This window comes from Burkholderia sp. AU17457 (assembly GCF_002223255.1).
GTDB classification, from domain to species: domain Bacteria; phylum Pseudomonadota; class Gammaproteobacteria; order Burkholderiales; family Burkholderiaceae; genus Burkholderia; species Burkholderia sola.
Map to the genome: position 1 here is coordinate 716,860 of NZ_NKFB01000004.1, position 15,974 is coordinate 732,833.

A 15,974-nucleotide genomic window follows, 5' to 3' on the forward strand; every position below is an offset into this window, starting at 1 on the left:
GGGCGCGCAGCCGCGGCACCGGGCCGGGCGTGCCGGCCCGGACCGGCCCGAAACCGCCGCGGGCCTCGGCCAGCGGCCGGCGTCGCGACCTTTCATTGTTCCGTCACGTTTCCTTTCGATACTCTCACGCGCCGCACCTCAGGCCGTCGGCGCCCCGCGCCGCCATTCGTGCGTACCTCGCGTTTCATAAAACAGAACACCGAACAGGACAACCGATGCGTCTCCCCCCGCTTTCCCGCCGCCACCTGCCGGCCGCCGCGCTCGCCAGCCTCGCCTTCGTCCTCGCCGGCTGCGGCGGCGACGACGTCACCGCCACGCCGCCGTCGCAGTCCGAGGCCCAGGCGCCCGTCGGCACGACGGCCACGCTCGCGCTGCTCGAGACGACCGACCTGCACACCAACGTGCTGTCGTACGACTATTTCAAGCTCGCCGCCGACAATTCGCTCGGCTTCGAACGCGTGTCGACGCTGATCGCGCAGGCCCGCAAGCAGTACCCGAACACGCTGCTGCTCGACAACGGCGACACGATCCAGGGCACCGCGCTGTCGGACTACCAGGCGCTCGTGAAGCCGCTCGGCTGCGACCAGACGCTCGCGATCTACAAGGTGATGAACGCCGCGAAATTCGACGGCGGCGGGATCGGCAACCACGAGTTCAACTACGGGCTGCCGTACCTGTCGCAGGTGACCGGCAACACGTTCGACGTCGACGGCCTGCCCGCGCCGGCCCAGCAGAAGAAGTGCGCGGGCCCGAACTTCCCGCAGGTGCTCGCGAACGTGATCAGCGCGAAGACCCATGCGCCGCTGTTCACGCCGTACACGATCCTGACGCGCACGGTGACAGCCACGACGCCGGACGGCAAGACGGTCAGCGCGCCCGTGAAAATCGGCATCATCGGCTTCACGCCGCCCGCGATCATGAACTGGGACAAGCGCTGGCTCGACGGCAAGGTCTACACGACCGGGCTGAAGGAAGCGGCCGAGAAGTACATTCCGGAGATGCGCGCGAAGGGCGCCGATCTCGTCGTCGCGATCTCGCACGGCGGCCTCGACAATTCCGCGTACTCGCCGACGATGGAAAACGGCAGCTGGTGGCTGTCGAAGGTGTCCGGCATCGACGCGATGCTGATCGGCCACTCGCACCAGGTGTTCCCGGACGCGAACAGCACCGTGGCGCAGTTCAACCTGCCGGGCGTCGACAAGGTCAAGGGCACCGTCAACGGCGTGCCGACCGTGATGGCCAACTACTGGGGCAAGCACCTCGGCGTGATCAAGCTCGGCCTGAAATTCGACGGCAAGACGTGGGCCGTCGACAAGTCGCAGACGACCGTCGAGGCGCGGCCGATCCAGAACGCCGACAAGAGCTACGTCGCGGCCGACCCGTCGGTCTCCGCCGCGATCGCGGCCGAGCACCAGGCGACGATCGACTACGTGAAGACGCCGATCGGCTCGACCGACTACCGGATGAACTCGTACTTCGCGGACGTCGGCGATCCGGGCGCGATCCAGATCGTCAACGAGGCGCAGGCCGACTACGTGAAGACCTACGTGCAGGCGAACCTGCCGCAGTACGCGTCGCTGCCGGTGCTGTCGGTCAGCGCGCCGTTCAAGAGCGGCTTCGGCGGCGGCACCGACTACACCGACGTCGCGCCGGGCGCGCTCGCGATCAACAACGCGGCCGACCTGTACCTGTATCCGAACACCGTGTACGCGGTGAAGGTGAGCGGCGCCGACGTGAAGAACTGGCTCGAGACGGCCGCGAAGCGCTTCAACACGATCGATCCGACCAAGGCGACCGTGCAGCCGCTCGTCAGCACCTTCCCCGGCTACAACTTCGACATGTTCACGTCGGCCGATCTCGCCTATGAAATCGACGTCACGCAGCCGGTCGGCAGCCGCATCCGGAACCTGACGTACAAGGGTGCGCCGATCGACGCGAACGCGCAGTTCATCGTCGCGACCAACAATTACCGCGCGAGCGGCGGCGGCAATTTCCCGGGCCTCGACGGCAGCAAGACGATCTTCGCGTCGCCCGACGCGAACCGCGACGTGCTGATCGCGTTCATCAAGAAGCGCGGCGCGATCACGCGTGCGGCCGACGGCGCGCAGCGCAGCTGGCGCTTCACGAAGCTCGCGAGCTCGGTCGCGCACGTGCGGTTCGCGTCCGCGCCGAACCGCCTCGGCGACGCCGCGGCGGCCGGCCTGACCGGCATCACGCAGGTCGCGGCCGACGACGGCTCGGGCAAGAACCTCGCGACCTATGAGATCGACCTCACCCAATGAGACACGTGATGCAACCGATCCGGACGATGCGGCCCGCCGAAACCGGCTTCGCCGCCGCCGCGCGGCGCGTGCTGCGCGCGAAACTCCCGCCGGCCGCGCTGCTCGCGGCGGCGGCCGTGACCGTCGCGGCCGTCGTCGCGGCGACCGGCCTGCGCGGCGCCGGCCCCGCGCCGAGCGCCGCACAGCTCGACGAATGGCAGGCGATGGTCACGCAGGCGACCGAGCCGCATGCGCTGGCCCGGTTGCGTACGCTCGCGCGCCGCGGCTCGGGCGCAGCGCAGGCGGCGCTCGGCATCGCGCTCGTCGATGCGCATGAGCCGGGGCTGCGCGACGAGGGGCGCGGCTGGCTGGAAACGGCCGCGGCGGCCGACGACAAGGCCGATGGGCCGGCTGCGCGGCACGCGCAGCTCGCGCTCGGCAAGGCGTTGCTGCTCGGCAGCGGCGATCTCCCGAAAGACTATGCGCGCGCCCGCGCGTTGCTCGGCGCAGCGGCTTCGAACGGCGATCCGGCCGCCGCGTATTACCTCGGGCTGATCTACCGCAGCGGCTACGGCATCGCCGCCGACCCGGTGCAGGCCGCGCACTGGTTCGACATCGCGTCGCGCGCGGACATCCCGGCCGCCGACTTCATGCTCGCGAACGCGTACCGCGACGGCAGCGGCGTGCCGCGCGACGAAGCGCGCGCGCTCGCGCTGTATCGCCGGGCTGCCGAGCATGAACTGCCGGAAGCCGTGCAGACGCTCGCGATGGCCTATCGCAACGGCGAACTCGGGCTTCGGCCCGACGCGGACGAGTTCCACGCGCAGTGGATCGAGACCGCGCATGCGCTGAAGCACCCGGTGGTCGCGCCGTGACGGCCGTTCGGCCGGGACGCGCGCGGGCGTGACCTGGCCGAACGGTGGTTGCTTCGCATGCGCCATCCACGCGCCGCGTAGCGGTCGTCCGGAAACGGAAACGGAACCGGTTGCGGGGCGCCTCGACGGCGAAGTCGCCGACCGGCTCGCCGAGCGCTATCAGCTCACGCTCGAGAAAGGCCACCTGCCAGGGGCATCGTTCGTCGGCTATTCGCGCCGGCTGACCGTCCGCGGCCCGGGCGGCGCGCGGATCCTCGTGTCGGCCCGCCAGGGCCCGGCGCTGAAGGGCAAGACGCTGCTGGCCTGCGAAATGACGACCGAAGAAGACATCGAGGCGCTGGAGCGGATGGAAAAGCACCAAGCCGCGCGACGGCGCCCGCCGCCCTGCAGATTGCGTGCGCCGTCCGGCGCGCGCCCCCGCCCCCTGTCGCTACAATAGGCGCCATGAACGCCCCCACCTCCTCCGACACGCCCGAATCCGGCGACGCGCACATCGCGCGCACCCGGCTCGAGGCGCACCTCGATGCCGCGCCGCGCGCGTGGCCGCTCGACATCGTCGCCGCCACCGGCTCGACCAACGCCGACGTCGCGACTCGGCTCAAGGCGCTGCCGCGCAGCGCGAGCGCATTGCCCGCGCCGCTCGTGCGCGTCGCGTTCGAGCAGACGGCCGGCCGCGGCCGGCAGGGCCGCCCGTGGTTCGCGCAGCCCGGCAATGCGCTGCTGTGCTCGGTCGGCTGCATCGTGCCGCGCGCCGTCGATGCGCTCGGCGGCCTCAGCATCGCGATCGGCGTCGCGCTCGCCGAAGGGCTGGCCACGCTGCCGCTCGACGCCCGCATGCGCGTCGCGCTCAAATGGCCGAACGACCTGCTGCTGACGGCCGACGACGACGGCGCGCCGCGCATCGTCGGCAAGCTCGCCGGGATCCTGATCGAAACCGTCTGGACCACCGCCGACGCCACCGCCGTCGTGATCGGCTTCGGCATCAACGTGCGCGGCGCGGAAGCCGTCGCCGCGCAGGTCGACGCGCTGCGCGCGCGCGAAGCCGCGCTTGCAAGCGGGCTGCCGCCCGCCGCGCTGTCGATCGCGTGCGCGTCGGCGAACCTCACCGATACGCTCGCCGCGTCGCTGAACGCGCTCACGCCCGCGCTCGCGCAGTTCGGCACCGACGGCCTCGCGCCGTTCCTGCCGCGCTGGCACGCGCTGCACGCGTACGCGGGCCGCGAAGTCGTGCTGCTCGAACAGGGCGTCGAGCGCGCGCGCGGCATCGCGACGGGCATCGACGCGACCGGCCAGTTGCTGCTCGACACGCCGAGCGGCGTACAAACGATCGCAGCCGGCGACGTGTCGCTGCGCGAAGCGCAATGAGCGAACCGCATCTGCTGATCGACGCCGGCAACAGCCGGATCAAGTGGGCGCTCGCCGACGCGCGGCGCACGCTCGTCGACACGGGCGCGTTCGGCCACACGCGCGACGGCGGCGCCGATCCCGACTGGTCGATGCTGCCGCGGCCGCGCGGCGCGTGGATCTCGAACGTCGCGGGCGCCGACGTGGCCGCACGGATCGACGCGCTGCTCGACGCGCGCTGGCCGGGCTTGCCGCGCACGACGATCCGCTCGCGCCCCGCGCAATGCGGCGTGACGAACGGCTATACGACGCCCGAACAGCTCGGCAGCGACCGGTGGGCCGGCCTGATCGGCGCGCACGCGGCGTTTCCGGGCGAGCATCTGCTGATCGCGACGTTCGGCACCGCGACGACGCTCGAGGCACTGCGCGCGGACGGTCGCTTCACGGGCGGGCTGATCGCGCCGGGCTGGGCGCTGATGATGCGCGCGCTCGGCACGTACACCGCACAGTTGCCGACGCTGACCACCGATATCGCCAGCGACCTGCTCGCGGGCGCGCAGGCCGAACCGTTCCAGGTCGATACGCCGCGCTCGCTGTCGGCCGGCTGCCTGTACGCGCAGGCCGGGCTGATCGAACGCGCGTGGCGCGATCTCGTCGCCGCGTGGCAGGCGCCGGTGCGGCTCGTGCTGGCTGGCGGTGCGGCGGACGACATCGCACGTGCGCTGACGGTCCCGCATACGCGGCATGACGCGCTGATCCTGTCCGGGCTCGCGCTGATCGCAACGGACGCGGCCGGCCCGGCAACGGCGCAGGATTGATGCACAGGCGCCGGCATCGCGCCGGCGCGTGGCGAAGCAGGACGAAGCGGGTCCCGACGGGCCCGCGTCACGCCGACGAATACGCGCGGCGCCGCGCCAGCGGCCCACACGAACGGTCGACGGAAGCCATGAAAAAGCCGGCCATGCGGCCGGCTCGACTGAACGACGTGAACCACGTCGATGACGACAAGGAGTTTCGACGATGCTGCGCTGGCTGATCGCTGTTCTCTTTCTCGCCAACATGCTCGCGTTCGTGGTGGCGCGCGGCGTGTTCGGGCCGCTGCCCGCGGCCGGCCCGCGCGAACCCGGCGTGCTGTCTCGGCAAGTGCAGCCCGACGCATTGCGCGTGACACCGCTCATGCGGGCGACCGACCAGCCCATCGTCGGCGGCCCGATCGCCGCGCCGGCCGTCACGACCGCACCGCTCGCGGCATCGGCCCCGTGACGGCGCCGCGCCCCGCTCAGGACTGTTGCGCGCGCACCTTCTTCAACAACGCAGTGGTCGAGCGGTCGTGCTCGAACGGAATTGCCAGCGCCCGGCCGCCCCAGCCGCGCACGAGCGCGGATTCCGGCAGCGCGTCCATGTCGTAATCGCCGCCCTTCACGAGGATGTCCGGACGGACGGCCTCGATCAGCGACACGGGCGTCTTTTCCGCGAACGTCACGACCCAGTCGACGCTTTCCAGCGCCGCCAGCAATGCCGCGCGATCCTCTTCGCGGTTGATCGGCCGGTCGTCGCCCTTGCCGAGCATGCGCACCGACGCATCGCTGTTCACGCCGACGATCAGGCAGGCGCCGAGCGCTTTCGCATCGGCGAGATACGTGACGTGACCGCGATGCAGGATGTCGAACACGCCGTTGGTGAACACGACGGGCGACGGCAGCGACGCGCGCAGCGCGACGAGGGCATCACGGGTGATCAGCTTGCGTTCGAAGGTGGCGGACATGATGGAGATCGGACGGAATGAACGACGGTGCGCGCGACGGCGGCACCCGATAAAAAGCCCGCCGGACCGGCCGGGCGGGCTTCATGCAACGCATGCGACACGGTGCCGCGAGCCGCGCGCGAATCGGGGCGAATCGGGGCGAATCGGGGCGAATCGGGGCGAATCGGGGCGAATCGGGGCGACTCGCGCCGGCGGCGGCGCCTGCCGACCTCAGGCCGGCTGCGCGGCCGACGACGGACCGCTTTCGGCCTGCAGGCGGCCGGTGACCTCCTTGCGGTAGCGGTTCAGCTCCTGCGCGGTCGCGAACGTACGCTCGAACAGGATCGACAGGTTGTGCAGGATCCGCTCGACGACCTTCTTCTCCCACTCGCCGTCGAAACGGATCTGCTCGTCGAGCCAGCGCTCGAGCCATTCCGGATCCGGCAGGCGCGACTGCACGGTGTCGCGCGGGAACAGCGCCTGGTTCACGTGCAGATTGGTCGGGTGCAGCGGCTTCTCGGTGCGACGCGCCGACGCCATCAGCACGCCGATCTTCGCGAATGCGGCACGGGCGACGTCGCCGCAGTTGTTCAGCGCCTTCTTCATGTAGCGCAGGTACGCGCCGCCATGACGCGCTTCGTCGCGCGAAATCGTTTCGTAGATCTGCTTGATGACGGGCTCGGTGTGCCAGTCGGCCGCGCAGCGGTACCAGTGGTTCAGGCGGATTTCGCCGCAGAAGTGCAGCATCAGCGTCTCGAGCGGCGGCGCCGGATCGAACTGGAAGCGCACCGCGTGCAGTTCCTCTTCGGTCGGCACCATCTCCGGCTTGAAGCGGCGCAGGTATTCCATCAGCACGAGCGAATGCTTCTGCTCCTCGAAGAACCACACGCTCATGAACGCGGAAAAATCGCTGTCGTGCTGGTTGTCGCGCAGGAACATTTCCGTCGCGGGCAGCGCCGACCATTCGGTGATCGCGTTCATCTTGATCGTCTTCGCCTGCTCGTCGGTGAGCAGCGAAGCGTCGAACTTGTCCCACGGAATGTCCTTCTCCATGTCCCAGCGGACAGCTTCGAGCGACCTGTAAAGTTCCGGATAAAGCATGGTGTTCATGATGGTCCCACCCCTGTTCTGCGCAATGCGACTTCTCTAAACGTGACTGTTGCCGCGCGAGCGCGCCACGCGCGCTTTTTGCAGCCAAGACTGTAATTTTACGCGGGAAACCGGCCCGCCGGACGCCGATTCCTCGTCCGGCAGCCAGGCGGCCGCGTGGCCGCCGTTGGGCATGCCGCAACCCGCTCCGTTCGTGCGGAGCCGGCCGCGCTTGCCTGAGTGGGGGCCGGCGCTGGCCGGCTCGTTGGCGCGCCCGTCCCCTGCCCCAGGCGGGTTCCCCGAAAGGTCCCGTGCGGATGCCGGATCGGCGGGCTGCTCGATATGGTGTATACGGCGGCGGCCATGATAGCACGCGTGCATGACGGTTCCGAGACGCCCGGCCGCTCGCGCGCCGCCCACCGCGGTGCGGCGATCGGTCGCGGCCAGCCGTCGCGAAAACGCAACCTTACAGTGCGCCCGCGCGTGTCAGACCCGCATTTCGCCGGTCGCGAGCCCGCCTTCCGGCGGCGTGCCGGCCGCCGGTGCGCTGCCGCCGTCCGCCCCCGCGATCCAGCCGGCCAGCGTCTCCCGCTGGGCCCGGCCGTCGCGGTAGCCGAGCTCGATCAGCTCGCGCGTGAACGCTTCCTCGAACAGCAGGTAGCTGGCGAACGACGCGCCGGCCGGCTGGCTGCCGCCGATCGCGCCGAGCAGCCCGCGCATCGTCGCCGGCATCTGCTTCAGGTGCTTCGCGGCGATCAGCTCGATGCGCTCGGACGGCGCAATCGCGAGCACGTCGACGTGCCGCCAGCCGCTGTCGATCTCGACCTGGTGCGGCAGGTGCTCGATCATCCGGTTGATGTGCTCGATCCGTTCGATGTCCGAGCCGATCGAGTCGAGAAACACGCTCGCGAGCACCTGCTGGCCGATCTGCGCGAGCGTCGGGTAGCCACGGGCCCGTCCCGTGCCATTTGCGGCGGGAATCTCGGGCCGCGGATCGGCTGCGCCGACGACGACGATCCGGTCCGCGCCGAAGTGGATCGCCGGCGACAGCGGCGCGATCTGCCGGATCGAGCCGTCGCCGAAGTACTCGACCTGCCCGTCGAGCACGAGCGGCACGGCGGGGAACACGAACGGAATGGCCGACGACGCGAGCAGGTGCGACGCCGACAGGTCGACGAGCCGCGCGGTGCGCTGCGCGCGACGCCATGCCTGGATCGGCTCGGCGGCCTGGTAGAACGTGAGGTGCCGGCCGCTCGAATAGCTGAGCGCGGTAACCGCGAGCGCGTGCAGCAGGCGCGCCTCGAGCATCTGCTCGATCCGGTGGAAGCTGAGCTCGCGCTGCAGCAGGTGCGCGAGCGGCGTGTTGTCGAGCAGCCCGCGCGGCGAGCGGCGGGCCGCCCAGCCGAACGTCATCGTCGCGAGCCAGCGCGCGCCGGCGCCGGCGATGCCGAGCCAGTCGGTGCGATACACGTAATCGGCGCGCAGCGGCTCCCAGAATTCGAGCAGGCGCCGCACGCCATGGGAAAAGTCGTCCGCGTGGCTCGCGATCGACGTCGCGTTGATCGCGCCGGCCGACGAACCGCACACGACCGAGAACGGCACCGTATGCCGCTGCGGATCGGCCTCGCGCGCGATCTCGGCCAGCGCCTTCAGCACGCCGACCTGATAGGCGGCGCGCGCGCCGCCTCCCATCAGAACGAGCGCGAGTCGCATGATCGACCTGCTAGCTGCGCCGCATCACGTCGAGCGCTTCGGCGGACGCGTTTCCGGCGACGAAGCGGCCGCCGCGCGCGCCGCGGCCGAACCGGACGGCTTCGCGCGCTTCGCGGCGGGCTTGCGCGGCGCGGCGGCGGCGGACTTCGCGGCGGGTTCGGGCGCGGCGGCGGTCTCCGGCGGCGCGGCGTCCGGCGCAGCGGGCTGCATGCCCGGCTGCGCCATCGCCAGGCTCGCGAGCTGGTTGAATTGCGTCTGCAGCAGGTTCCACCAGCCGGACGGGTCGAACGGCTGCTGCGCGGGGTCGCCTTCCGGCGCATCCGCGGCGGGCGCCGCGGCATCGGCCGTGGGCGCGGCCCCGCCCGCCGACGCGGGTTTAGCGGCCTGCGCGGCGGCCACGGCCGCTTCCTCGGCCGCCGACATCGAGCTTTGCGCGAACGCGCTGAACGCGCGCAGCGTCGCGAGCGTCGCGCGCTGCACCTCGAGCGCCTGGATCGCGGACTGCAGCATCCCGAGATTGAGCTTCAGCCACTGCTCGACCGCGCGCAGATCGGTGATCCGCTTGTCGAGTTCCTCGACGTTCGTGAGCGGCGACATCATGTCGGACATGCTCGACAGCGACGGCGGCAGCCCGTGCGTGGCGCCCGGAAACGGCGCCATCCCGCCGAACGGCGACATCCGGATCATGTCCCACATCCGGTCCATCATGTCGGCGGGCTGGAACCCGGCAAAGCCGGCGAAAGGGTTCGCGCCGGAGGCATCGGTCGTCATACGGGCATCCTGGTTGACTGGGAGAGCGAGGCGGCCGCCGTGCACCGCGCAGCCGCGCATGGTTCGATCATAGCGCGCACGTCAGAACGGCGCGTCGCCGGGAAATGCGGGCGGGCGCCGTTCGCGCAGCGAGCGGATGCCTTCCTGCACGTCGGGCCCCGAAAAACCCATGAATTCGAGCGCGAGCGACGTATCGAAGGTCGGCCCGGCCGTGCGCAGCCAGTTGTTCAGCGCGTACTTGGTCCAGCGGATCGCCGACTGCGAACCGTGCGCGAGCCGCTCGGCCACTTCGTATGTCTTCGGCAGCAGGTCGGCCGGCTCGACCGCGAGCGAGACCAGCCCGATCCGCTCGGCCTCCTCGCCGCTCACGGGCTCGCACAGCATCAGGTAGTACTTCGCCTTCGCCATCCCGCACAGCAGCGGCCACACGATCGCCGCGTGGTCGCCGGCCGCGACGCCGAGCCGCGTATGGCCGTCGATGATGCGCGCATCCTTCGCGGCGATCGAGATGTCGGCAAGCAGCCCGGCGACGAGCCCCGCGCCGACGGCCGGGCCATGCATCGCCGACACGATCGGCTTGCTGCAGTTGATCACGTTGTAGACGAGGTCGCGCGCCTCGCGCCACACGCGGGCGCGCACGTCGAAATCGTTCGCCATGTCCTCGACGAGCGCGAGATCGCCGCCCGCCGAGAAGCCCTTCCCTTCGCCGCGGATCACCGCGACGCGCGTGTCGGGATCGCGATCGACGTCGCGCCAGATGTCGGCGAGCTCGCGATGCATGCGCGCGTTCGCGGTCGCGAGGCCGCTGCGGTTCGCGCCCTCGCCGCTCATCACGATGTCGAGCACGCCATGGTCGCGGCGCGTCACCTTCAGTGCTTCGTAACCGCCGTATGCGGCGAGATCGGCCATCTGCTGCTCCTTGCTCAAGGCGCTCGAACGCTTGAATCGAGTGTAGCCAAGCCCGCGCGGTCAAACATCGGGCGAAACCCGGCGCGCGGGCCGACGCCGGGTGTCGCCGGCGCGTTGCGTACCGCGCCGCTTATGCCGCGCCGTCGGGCGGGGAAACCGACTGCTCGATCGCGCCGAAGATCGACTTGCCGGCCGCATCGAACATCTCGATGCGCACGGTGTCGCCATAGCGCATGAACTCGGTCTGCGGCGCGCCGTGCTCGATCGTCTCGAGGCAGCGCTTCTCGGCGATGCAGCAGTAGCCGCGCTTCGCGTCCTTGTTCGACACCGTACCGGAGCCGACGATCGAGCCGGCGCGCAGGTTGCGCGTCTTCGCCGCGTGCGCGATCAACTGGCCGAAGTGGAACACCATGTCGGTGCCGGCGTCAGGCTGGCCGACCTTCTTGCCGTTCCAGTGGACGATCATCGGGCGGTGCACGCGGCCCTCGCGCCATTCGTCGCCGAGCTCGTCGGGCGTGACGGCAACCGGCGCGAACGCGGTGGCCGGCTTGCTCTGGAAGAAGCCGAAGCCCTTCGCGAGTTCGGCCGGAATCAGGTTGCGCAGCGACACGTCGTTCACGAGCGTGACGAGCCGCACGGCCTTCAGTGCGTCGTCGGGCGACGCGCTCATCGGCACGTCGCCGGTGATCACTGCGACCTCCGCCTCGAAATCGATGCCCCATTCCTCGGACGGGCACACGACGTCGTCGCGCGGCCCCACGAAATCGTCGCTGCCGCCCTGGTACATCAGCGGATCGGTCCAGAACTCGGGCGGCATCTCGGCGCCGCGCGCGCGGCGCACGAGCTCGACGTGGTTCACGTACGCGGAGCCGTCGGCCCACTGGAACGCGCGCGGCAGCGGCGCCATGCAGTTGGCCGGATCGAACGCGAACGCGTTGCGCGCGCGGCCGTGGTTCAGCGCGTCGTACAGGTCGCGCAGTTGCGGCGCGTAGAACGCCCAGTCGTCGAGGACGCGCTGCAGCGTCGGCGCGATCGCATCGGCAATCGCCGCGATGTGCAGGTCGCGCGACACGACGATCAGCTGGCCGTCGCGCGTGCCGTCCTTCAGCGAAGCAAGTTTCATAGGGAGGATCTGCCGTTGTAGTGACGATGGAGGGAATCTATTTTACGATGGTGAATCCCTGCGGCGCGCCATGATCGCGCACGCCGTTTTCGCCCCGTTTCCTGTCGCATTTTCGCGCACCCGTTGCCCATGCCCGCCAGCCCGCTCCCCGACGACGATCTCGCCGACTCCGATACCGACGACGCCGCCTCCGGCGAGCACGGCGAAAAAGTCCGTTCCGGCATCCAGTCGATCGAGGTCGGCTTCCGCCTGCTCGACGTGCTGACGAGCGAGCCGCGCGCGATGATGCTGCGCGATCTCGCGCAGCGCGCGGGGATGAGCCCGGCGAAGGCGCACCGCTACCTGGTCAGCTTCTCGCGGCTCGGCGTCGTGTCGCAGGACCCCGTTTCGGGACGCTACGAGCTCGGCGGCTTCGCGCTGCAGATGGGCCTCGCGCGGCTCGCGCGCGTCGACGGCGTGAAGCTCGCGCGGATCGCGCTGACCGAATTCCGCGACCGTCTCGACCAGACGGTCGGCATCGCGGTATGGGGCAACCAGGGGCCGACGATCGTGCACTGGATGGAATCGAGCCATCCGGCGAAGGCGTCGCTGAAGCTCGGCGACGTGATGCCGCTGCTCGGCTCCGCGACGGGCCTGCTGTTCGCCGCGTACCTGCCGCGCAGCAAGACCGCCGCGATGCTCGAGCGCGAACTCGCCGATACGCGCCGCTCGCCGCACCACGGCGGCCCGCGCACGCTCGACGAAGTCGATGCGGTGCTCGCCGACGTGCGCCGGCATCAGGCCGCGCGCGTCGAGGGGATGCTGCTGCCGACGATCCACGCGTTCTGCATGCCCGTGTTCGACGCGGTCGGCGAACTCGCGCTCGCGATCGTCGCGCTCGGCCAGGAAGGCTCGTTCGACATCGCGTGGGGCGGCGAGATCGACACCGCGCTGCGCGCATGCGCGCAGAAACTGTCTTACGAACTCGGCTATAGTCCCGACGCACGCGACGCCTGACGCATCCGGTTCACGCGACGTCACGCTTCGCGAACGCGCAGCGCATCCGGCGGTCCGATTCCTGTGGCGCGCGCCGCGCGCCCGACGTCACCCACGCGCCCGATCCTGTTCCGATGCCCAACCAGCCCGCCGACCTTCGCCCGAGTCACGCCCTGCCCCGCCGCTGGCTGCGCGTGGGCGTCGCGCTCGTCGCCGTGCTGGTGCTGCACGCGCTTGCCGGGTTCTGGCTGATGCGCAACCGCGAATCGTTCACGCCGCCGCCGCCCGCCGACGTCCCCGTGCAGATCGAACTGCTGAAACCGCAGCCGATCGAGCGTCAACCGGCGCCACCGGAGCCGAAGCCGGTCGAACGTCCGGCCGCGCCCAAGGCTGCCGCGCCGAAGGCCGCCCCGCCGAAACCCGCGCCGTCGCACGAGCCGGTGCTCACGTCCACGCAAACGGCCGAGCACGGCGAACCGCCGGCTGCCGCCGCGTCCGCGGCGAGCGGCCTACCGGGCGCCTCGGGCGCGCAAGCCGCGTCGGCCGCGGGCGCCAGCGCCGCGACACCGGGGCCTGCCACGAGCGGCGTGAAGTTCGCCGCGCCGCCGTCCGGCGACCTGCAGTACGACACGTTCTACAACGGCATGCAGAACATGATCGGCACGATCCACTGGCGCACCGACGGGCACACGTACGACCTGTCGGTGTCGATGCCGGTGCCGTTCGTCGGCCCGTTCACCTATCGCAGCGAAGGCCGCATCGACGCATTCGGCGTCGCGCCCGACCGTTACGTCGAGAAACGCGGCAAGCGGCCGGAAGACATCGCGATCTTCAACCGCGAGATCCGGCAGGTGGTGTTCACGCGCACGCCGAACAACGCGCCGCTGCCCGATGGCGTGCAGGACCGGTTCAGCATGCTGATGCAGTTGTCGGGGCTGCTGCGCGGCAATCCCGCGGCCTACAAGCCGGGCGTCACGCAGCAGTTCTTCGTGATCGACAACAATAGCGGCGAGACGTGGCCGATCACCGTGATCGGCGACGAGCAGGTGCAGACGCAGGCCGGCATCGTCGCGGCGCGTCACTTCATGCGCCTGCCGCGCCGCGACGGCGACACGCGCCGCATCGACATGTGGCTCGCGCCGTCGCTCGGCTGGCTGCCCGCGCGCCTGGTGCAGACCGAGCCGAACGGTGCGCAGATCGAGCTGCTGTGGCACGGCCGCCTCGCCGCACCGAACGTGCCTGCCGACGCCGCCCCGCCCGGCGGCGCAACGAACGCGCCCGCCGCGGCGCCGACGCCCGATCCATCACCTGCGTCGCCGGCGGAACCGGCACCGTCGGCACCGCCCGCGACGATGCAACCACCGGCGTCGTCGACTGTCACACAGTGATAGACGCACAGGAATCGGCAATTTCGACCGATTACAGTTTCCCCGGAAATGGCCGATGACACTCTTTAACAACTATTTCAGTCCACCGGCTCACAATGAGAAACGTTTGATAGACATCGGCTTCTAACCGATACACCCCACGCAAACGGGAGAACGGGGTGTGCAGCGCAAGCCCCTTGAAACCGGCGAGGCTTGCCCCACCTAGGGGACAACAAGGCCAGATGCCACTGCGAAGAGGAGTGCCGCCATGCAAATGATCTACAACAGCCCCAACTACTGCGTCGTCGAATTTGCGCCGCAGGCCGGCCATCACCTGATGAATGCCGGCGGATACGAAATCGTCGACAAGAACGCGCAGCGCGAAATCTTCATCGACGGCGAACTTGCCGAACGATTCCGCGCGCACGTGAAGCAGTTGATCGAGGATGAACCGTCGCTCGACGAGGTCGACGAATTCCTCGGACAATTCGACAGCCTGATGATGATGCCCGTCGTGCTGCACTGACGACCCGCGGCCCGGCGCGTCACGCGGCCGGGCCATTCGCCGCGCATCGATGCGGCGCCGCGTGCACTCCGATCCTGCCCCCGTCCGGCTCGCCGGCGGGGGCTTTCATTTGGCGGGCCGGCCGGCCGCGCGGCGAGGGCCGGCGACCGCTTGACGCACCGGCTACAATGACGGTTTTCCGTCTTCGCCGGTCTTCCGCCCATGTCTGCGACTCCTCTCGCCGCTCCCGTCCCGCTCGACACGTCCTACACGCGCGGCGCCGCCCTGCCTGCGCTGCTGAAATCGCGCATCCTGATTCTCGACGGCGCGATGGGCACGATGATCCAGCGCTACAAGCTCGACGAGGCCGCGTATCGCGGCGAGCGCTTCAAGGATTTCCCGCGCGACATCAAGGGCAACAACGAGCTGCTGTCGCTCACGCAGCCGCAGATCATCCGCGAGATCCACGACCAGTACTTCGCGGCCGGCGCCGACATCGTCGAAACCAACACGTTCGGTGCGACGACCGTCGCGCAGGCCGACTACGGAATGGAAGAGCTCGTCGTCGAGATGAACGTCGAATCGGCGAAGCTCGCGCGCGAATCGGCCGCGAAATACGCGACTCGGACCAAGCCACGCTTCGTCGCGGGCGCGATCGGGCCGACGCCGAAGACGGCCAGCATTTCGCCGGACGTCAACGATCCGGGCGCACGCAACGTCACGTTCGACGAGCTGCGCACGTCGTACTACCAGCAGGCGAAGGCGCTGCTCGACGGCGGCGTCGATCTGTTCCTCGTCGAAACGATCTTCGACACGCTGAACGCGAAAGCCGCGCTGTTCGCGCTCGACGAACTGTTCGAGGACACCGGGGAGCGCCTGCCGATCATGATTTCGGGCACCGTCACTGATGCGTCGGGCCGGATCCTGTCGGGCCAGACCGTCGAGGCGTTCTGGAATTCGCTGCGTCACGCGAAACCGCTCACGTTCGGCCTGAACTGCGCACTCGGCGCGGCGCTGATGCGGCCGTACATCGCCGAGCTCGCGAAGCTGTGCGACACCTACGTGTCGTGCTACCCGAACGCGGGCCTGCCGAACCCGATGAGCGACACCGGTTTCGACGAAACCCCCGACGTCACGTCGGGCCTGCTGAAGGAATTCGCGCAGGCCGGGCTCGTGAACCTCGCGGGCGGCTGCTGCGGCACGACGCCCGAGCACATCGCCGAGATCGCGAAGGCGCTCGCCGACGTGAAGCCGCGCCGCTGGCCGAACCAGTACAGCGACAACGCCTGACCGACCGC

General features: G+C 69.9%; 16 protein-coding genes. 10 read left to right on the plus strand and 6 right to left on the minus strand.

The window, feature by feature from the left end; genetic code table 11:
- The first annotated feature begins 215 nt into the window (after window positions 1-215).
- The 6 genes from CFB49_RS15690 to CFB49_RS15715 all read left to right on the plus strand — a co-directional run bounded on the left by CFB49_RS15690 (window position 216) and on the right by CFB49_RS15715 (window position 5,743).
- Entirely contained in the window at window positions 216-2,282 is a 2,067-nt protein-coding gene (locus tag CFB49_RS15690) for a bifunctional 2',3'-cyclic-nucleotide 2'-phosphodiesterase/3'-nucleotidase (RefSeq protein WP_089491708.1), read from the plus strand.
- Window positions 2,283-2,290: 8 nt separating this feature from the next.
- Window positions 2,291-3,136 carry a tetratricopeptide repeat protein gene (locus CFB49_RS15695; protein ID WP_089491709.1) on the plus strand — a complete coding sequence of 282 codons (846 nt, stop codon included), beginning with the start codon at window positions 2,291-2,293 and terminating at the stop codon, window positions 3,134-3,136.
- 28 nt (window positions 3,137-3,164) lie between these two features.
- Complete coding sequence (locus CFB49_RS36790) at window positions 3,165-3,575, plus strand: hypothetical protein (protein WP_249190536.1); 411 nt, start codon at window positions 3,165-3,167, stop codon at window positions 3,573-3,575.
- A 5-nt stretch (window positions 3,576-3,580) separates the two neighbouring features.
- Window positions 3,581-4,501 (plus strand): biotin--[acetyl-CoA-carboxylase] ligase, encoded by a 921-nt coding sequence (locus tag CFB49_RS15705; RefSeq protein ID WP_069620200.1) that lies wholly within the window; start codon window positions 3,581-3,583, stop codon window positions 4,499-4,501.
- Window positions 4,498-5,298: a type III pantothenate kinase gene (locus tag CFB49_RS15710; protein ID WP_069620199.1), complete on the plus strand. Its 801-nt coding sequence runs from the start codon at window positions 4,498-4,500 to the stop codon at window positions 5,296-5,298. The genes CFB49_RS15705 and CFB49_RS15710 overlap by 4 nt, the downstream gene beginning before the upstream one ends.
- Window positions 5,299-5,500: 202 nt before the next feature.
- A complete protein-coding gene (locus tag CFB49_RS15715; RefSeq protein WP_089491710.1) occupies window positions 5,501-5,743 on the plus strand; it encodes a hypothetical protein in 243 nt (80 codons plus the stop codon).
- A gap of 16 nt (window positions 5,744-5,759) precedes the next feature.
- Here CFB49_RS15715 and rfaE2 read toward each other — a convergent pair whose 3' ends face one another.
- From rfaE2 to CFB49_RS15750, 6 genes are all read right to left on the minus strand, one after another.
- Window positions 5,760-6,245 (minus strand): D-glycero-beta-D-manno-heptose 1-phosphate adenylyltransferase, encoded by a 486-nt coding sequence (gene rfaE2, locus CFB49_RS15720; RefSeq protein WP_069620197.1) that lies wholly within the window; start codon window positions 6,243-6,245, stop codon window positions 5,760-5,762.
- Window positions 6,246-6,455: 210 nt separating this feature from the next.
- A complete protein-coding gene (locus tag CFB49_RS15725) occupies window positions 6,456-7,334 on the minus strand; it encodes a diiron oxygenase (protein ID WP_011353352.1) in 879 nt (292 codons plus the stop codon).
- A 465-nt stretch (window positions 7,335-7,799) separates the two neighbouring features.
- Window positions 7,800-9,026: a patatin-like phospholipase family protein gene (locus CFB49_RS15735; RefSeq protein ID WP_069620196.1), complete on the minus strand. Its 1,227-nt coding sequence runs from the start codon at window positions 9,024-9,026 to the stop codon at window positions 7,800-7,802.
- A gap of 24 nt (window positions 9,027-9,050) precedes the next feature.
- Entirely contained in the window at window positions 9,051-9,797 is a 747-nt protein-coding gene (locus CFB49_RS15740) for a PhaM family polyhydroxyalkanoate granule multifunctional regulatory protein (RefSeq protein ID WP_089491711.1), read from the minus strand.
- A gap of 81 nt (window positions 9,798-9,878) precedes the next feature.
- Window positions 9,879-10,706 carry an enoyl-CoA hydratase/isomerase family protein gene (locus tag CFB49_RS15745; protein ID WP_089435855.1) on the minus strand — a complete coding sequence of 276 codons (828 nt, stop codon included), beginning with the start codon at window positions 10,704-10,706 and terminating at the stop codon, window positions 9,879-9,881.
- 130 nt (window positions 10,707-10,836) lie between these two features.
- Window positions 10,837-11,829: a fumarylacetoacetate hydrolase family protein gene (locus CFB49_RS15750; RefSeq protein WP_089491712.1), complete on the minus strand. Its 993-nt coding sequence runs from the start codon at window positions 11,827-11,829 to the stop codon at window positions 10,837-10,839.
- 129 nt (window positions 11,830-11,958) lie between these two features.
- Here CFB49_RS15750 and CFB49_RS15755 point away from each other — a divergent pair, with 129 nt between their 5' ends.
- From CFB49_RS15755 to CFB49_RS15775, 4 genes are all read left to right on the plus strand, one after another.
- Window positions 11,959-12,825, plus strand: a complete 867-nt coding sequence (locus CFB49_RS15755; protein WP_011546324.1) for an IclR family transcriptional regulator — start codon at window positions 11,959-11,961, stop codon at window positions 12,823-12,825.
- Between the two features lie 113 nt (window positions 12,826-12,938).
- Window positions 12,939-14,192 (plus strand): DUF3108 domain-containing protein, encoded by a 1,254-nt coding sequence (locus CFB49_RS15760; protein ID WP_089491713.1) that lies wholly within the window; start codon window positions 12,939-12,941, stop codon window positions 14,190-14,192.
- A gap of 247 nt (window positions 14,193-14,439) precedes the next feature.
- Window positions 14,440-14,697 carry a BTH_I0359 family protein gene (locus CFB49_RS15770; RefSeq protein ID WP_006477667.1) on the plus strand — a complete coding sequence of 86 codons (258 nt, stop codon included), beginning with the start codon at window positions 14,440-14,442 and terminating at the stop codon, window positions 14,695-14,697.
- A gap of 201 nt (window positions 14,698-14,898) precedes the next feature.
- Window positions 14,899-15,966 (plus strand): homocysteine S-methyltransferase family protein, encoded by a 1,068-nt coding sequence (locus CFB49_RS15775; protein ID WP_089435692.1) that lies wholly within the window; start codon window positions 14,899-14,901, stop codon window positions 15,964-15,966.
- Window positions 15,967-15,974: the final 8 nt, after the last annotated feature.

Coding starts and splice junctions, on each gene's coding strand:
- CFB49_RS15690 (WP_089491708.1), top strand. CDS start 216: ATGCGTCTCCCCCCGCTTTCCCGCCGCCACCTGCCGGCCGCCGCGCTC.
- CFB49_RS15695 (WP_089491709.1), top strand. CDS start 2,291: ATGCAACCGATCCGGACGATGCGGCCCGCCGAAACCGGCTTCGCCGCC.
- CFB49_RS15705 (WP_069620200.1), top strand. CDS start 3,581: ATGAACGCCCCCACCTCCTCCGACACGCCCGAATCCGGCGACGCGCAC.
- CFB49_RS15710 (WP_069620199.1), top strand. CDS start 4,498: ATGAGCGAACCGCATCTGCTGATCGACGCCGGCAACAGCCGGATCAAG.
- CFB49_RS15715 (WP_089491710.1), top strand. CDS start 5,501: ATGCTGCGCTGGCTGATCGCTGTTCTCTTTCTCGCCAACATGCTCGCG.
- rfaE2 (WP_069620197.1), bottom strand. CDS start 6,245: ATGTCCGCCACCTTCGAACGCAAGCTGATCACCCGTGATGCCCTCGTC.
- CFB49_RS15725 (WP_011353352.1), bottom strand. CDS start 7,334: ATGAACACCATGCTTTATCCGGAACTTTACAGGTCGCTCGAAGCTGTC.
- CFB49_RS15735 (WP_069620196.1), bottom strand. CDS start 9,026: ATGCGACTCGCGCTCGTTCTGATGGGAGGCGGCGCGCGCGCCGCCTAT.
- CFB49_RS15740 (WP_089491711.1), bottom strand. CDS start 9,797: ATGACGACCGATGCCTCCGGCGCGAACCCTTTCGCCGGCTTTGCCGGG.
- CFB49_RS15745 (WP_089435855.1), bottom strand. CDS start 10,706: ATGGCCGATCTCGCCGCATACGGCGGTTACGAAGCACTGAAGGTGACG.
- CFB49_RS15750 (WP_089491712.1), bottom strand. CDS start 11,829: ATGAAACTTGCTTCGCTGAAGGACGGCACGCGCGACGGCCAGCTGATC.
- CFB49_RS15755 (WP_011546324.1), top strand. CDS start 11,959: ATGCCCGCCAGCCCGCTCCCCGACGACGATCTCGCCGACTCCGATACC.
- CFB49_RS15760 (WP_089491713.1), top strand. CDS start 12,939: ATGCCCAACCAGCCCGCCGACCTTCGCCCGAGTCACGCCCTGCCCCGC.
- CFB49_RS15770 (WP_006477667.1), top strand. CDS start 14,440: ATGCAAATGATCTACAACAGCCCCAACTACTGCGTCGTCGAATTTGCG.
- CFB49_RS15775 (WP_089435692.1), top strand. CDS start 14,899: ATGTCTGCGACTCCTCTCGCCGCTCCCGTCCCGCTCGACACGTCCTAC.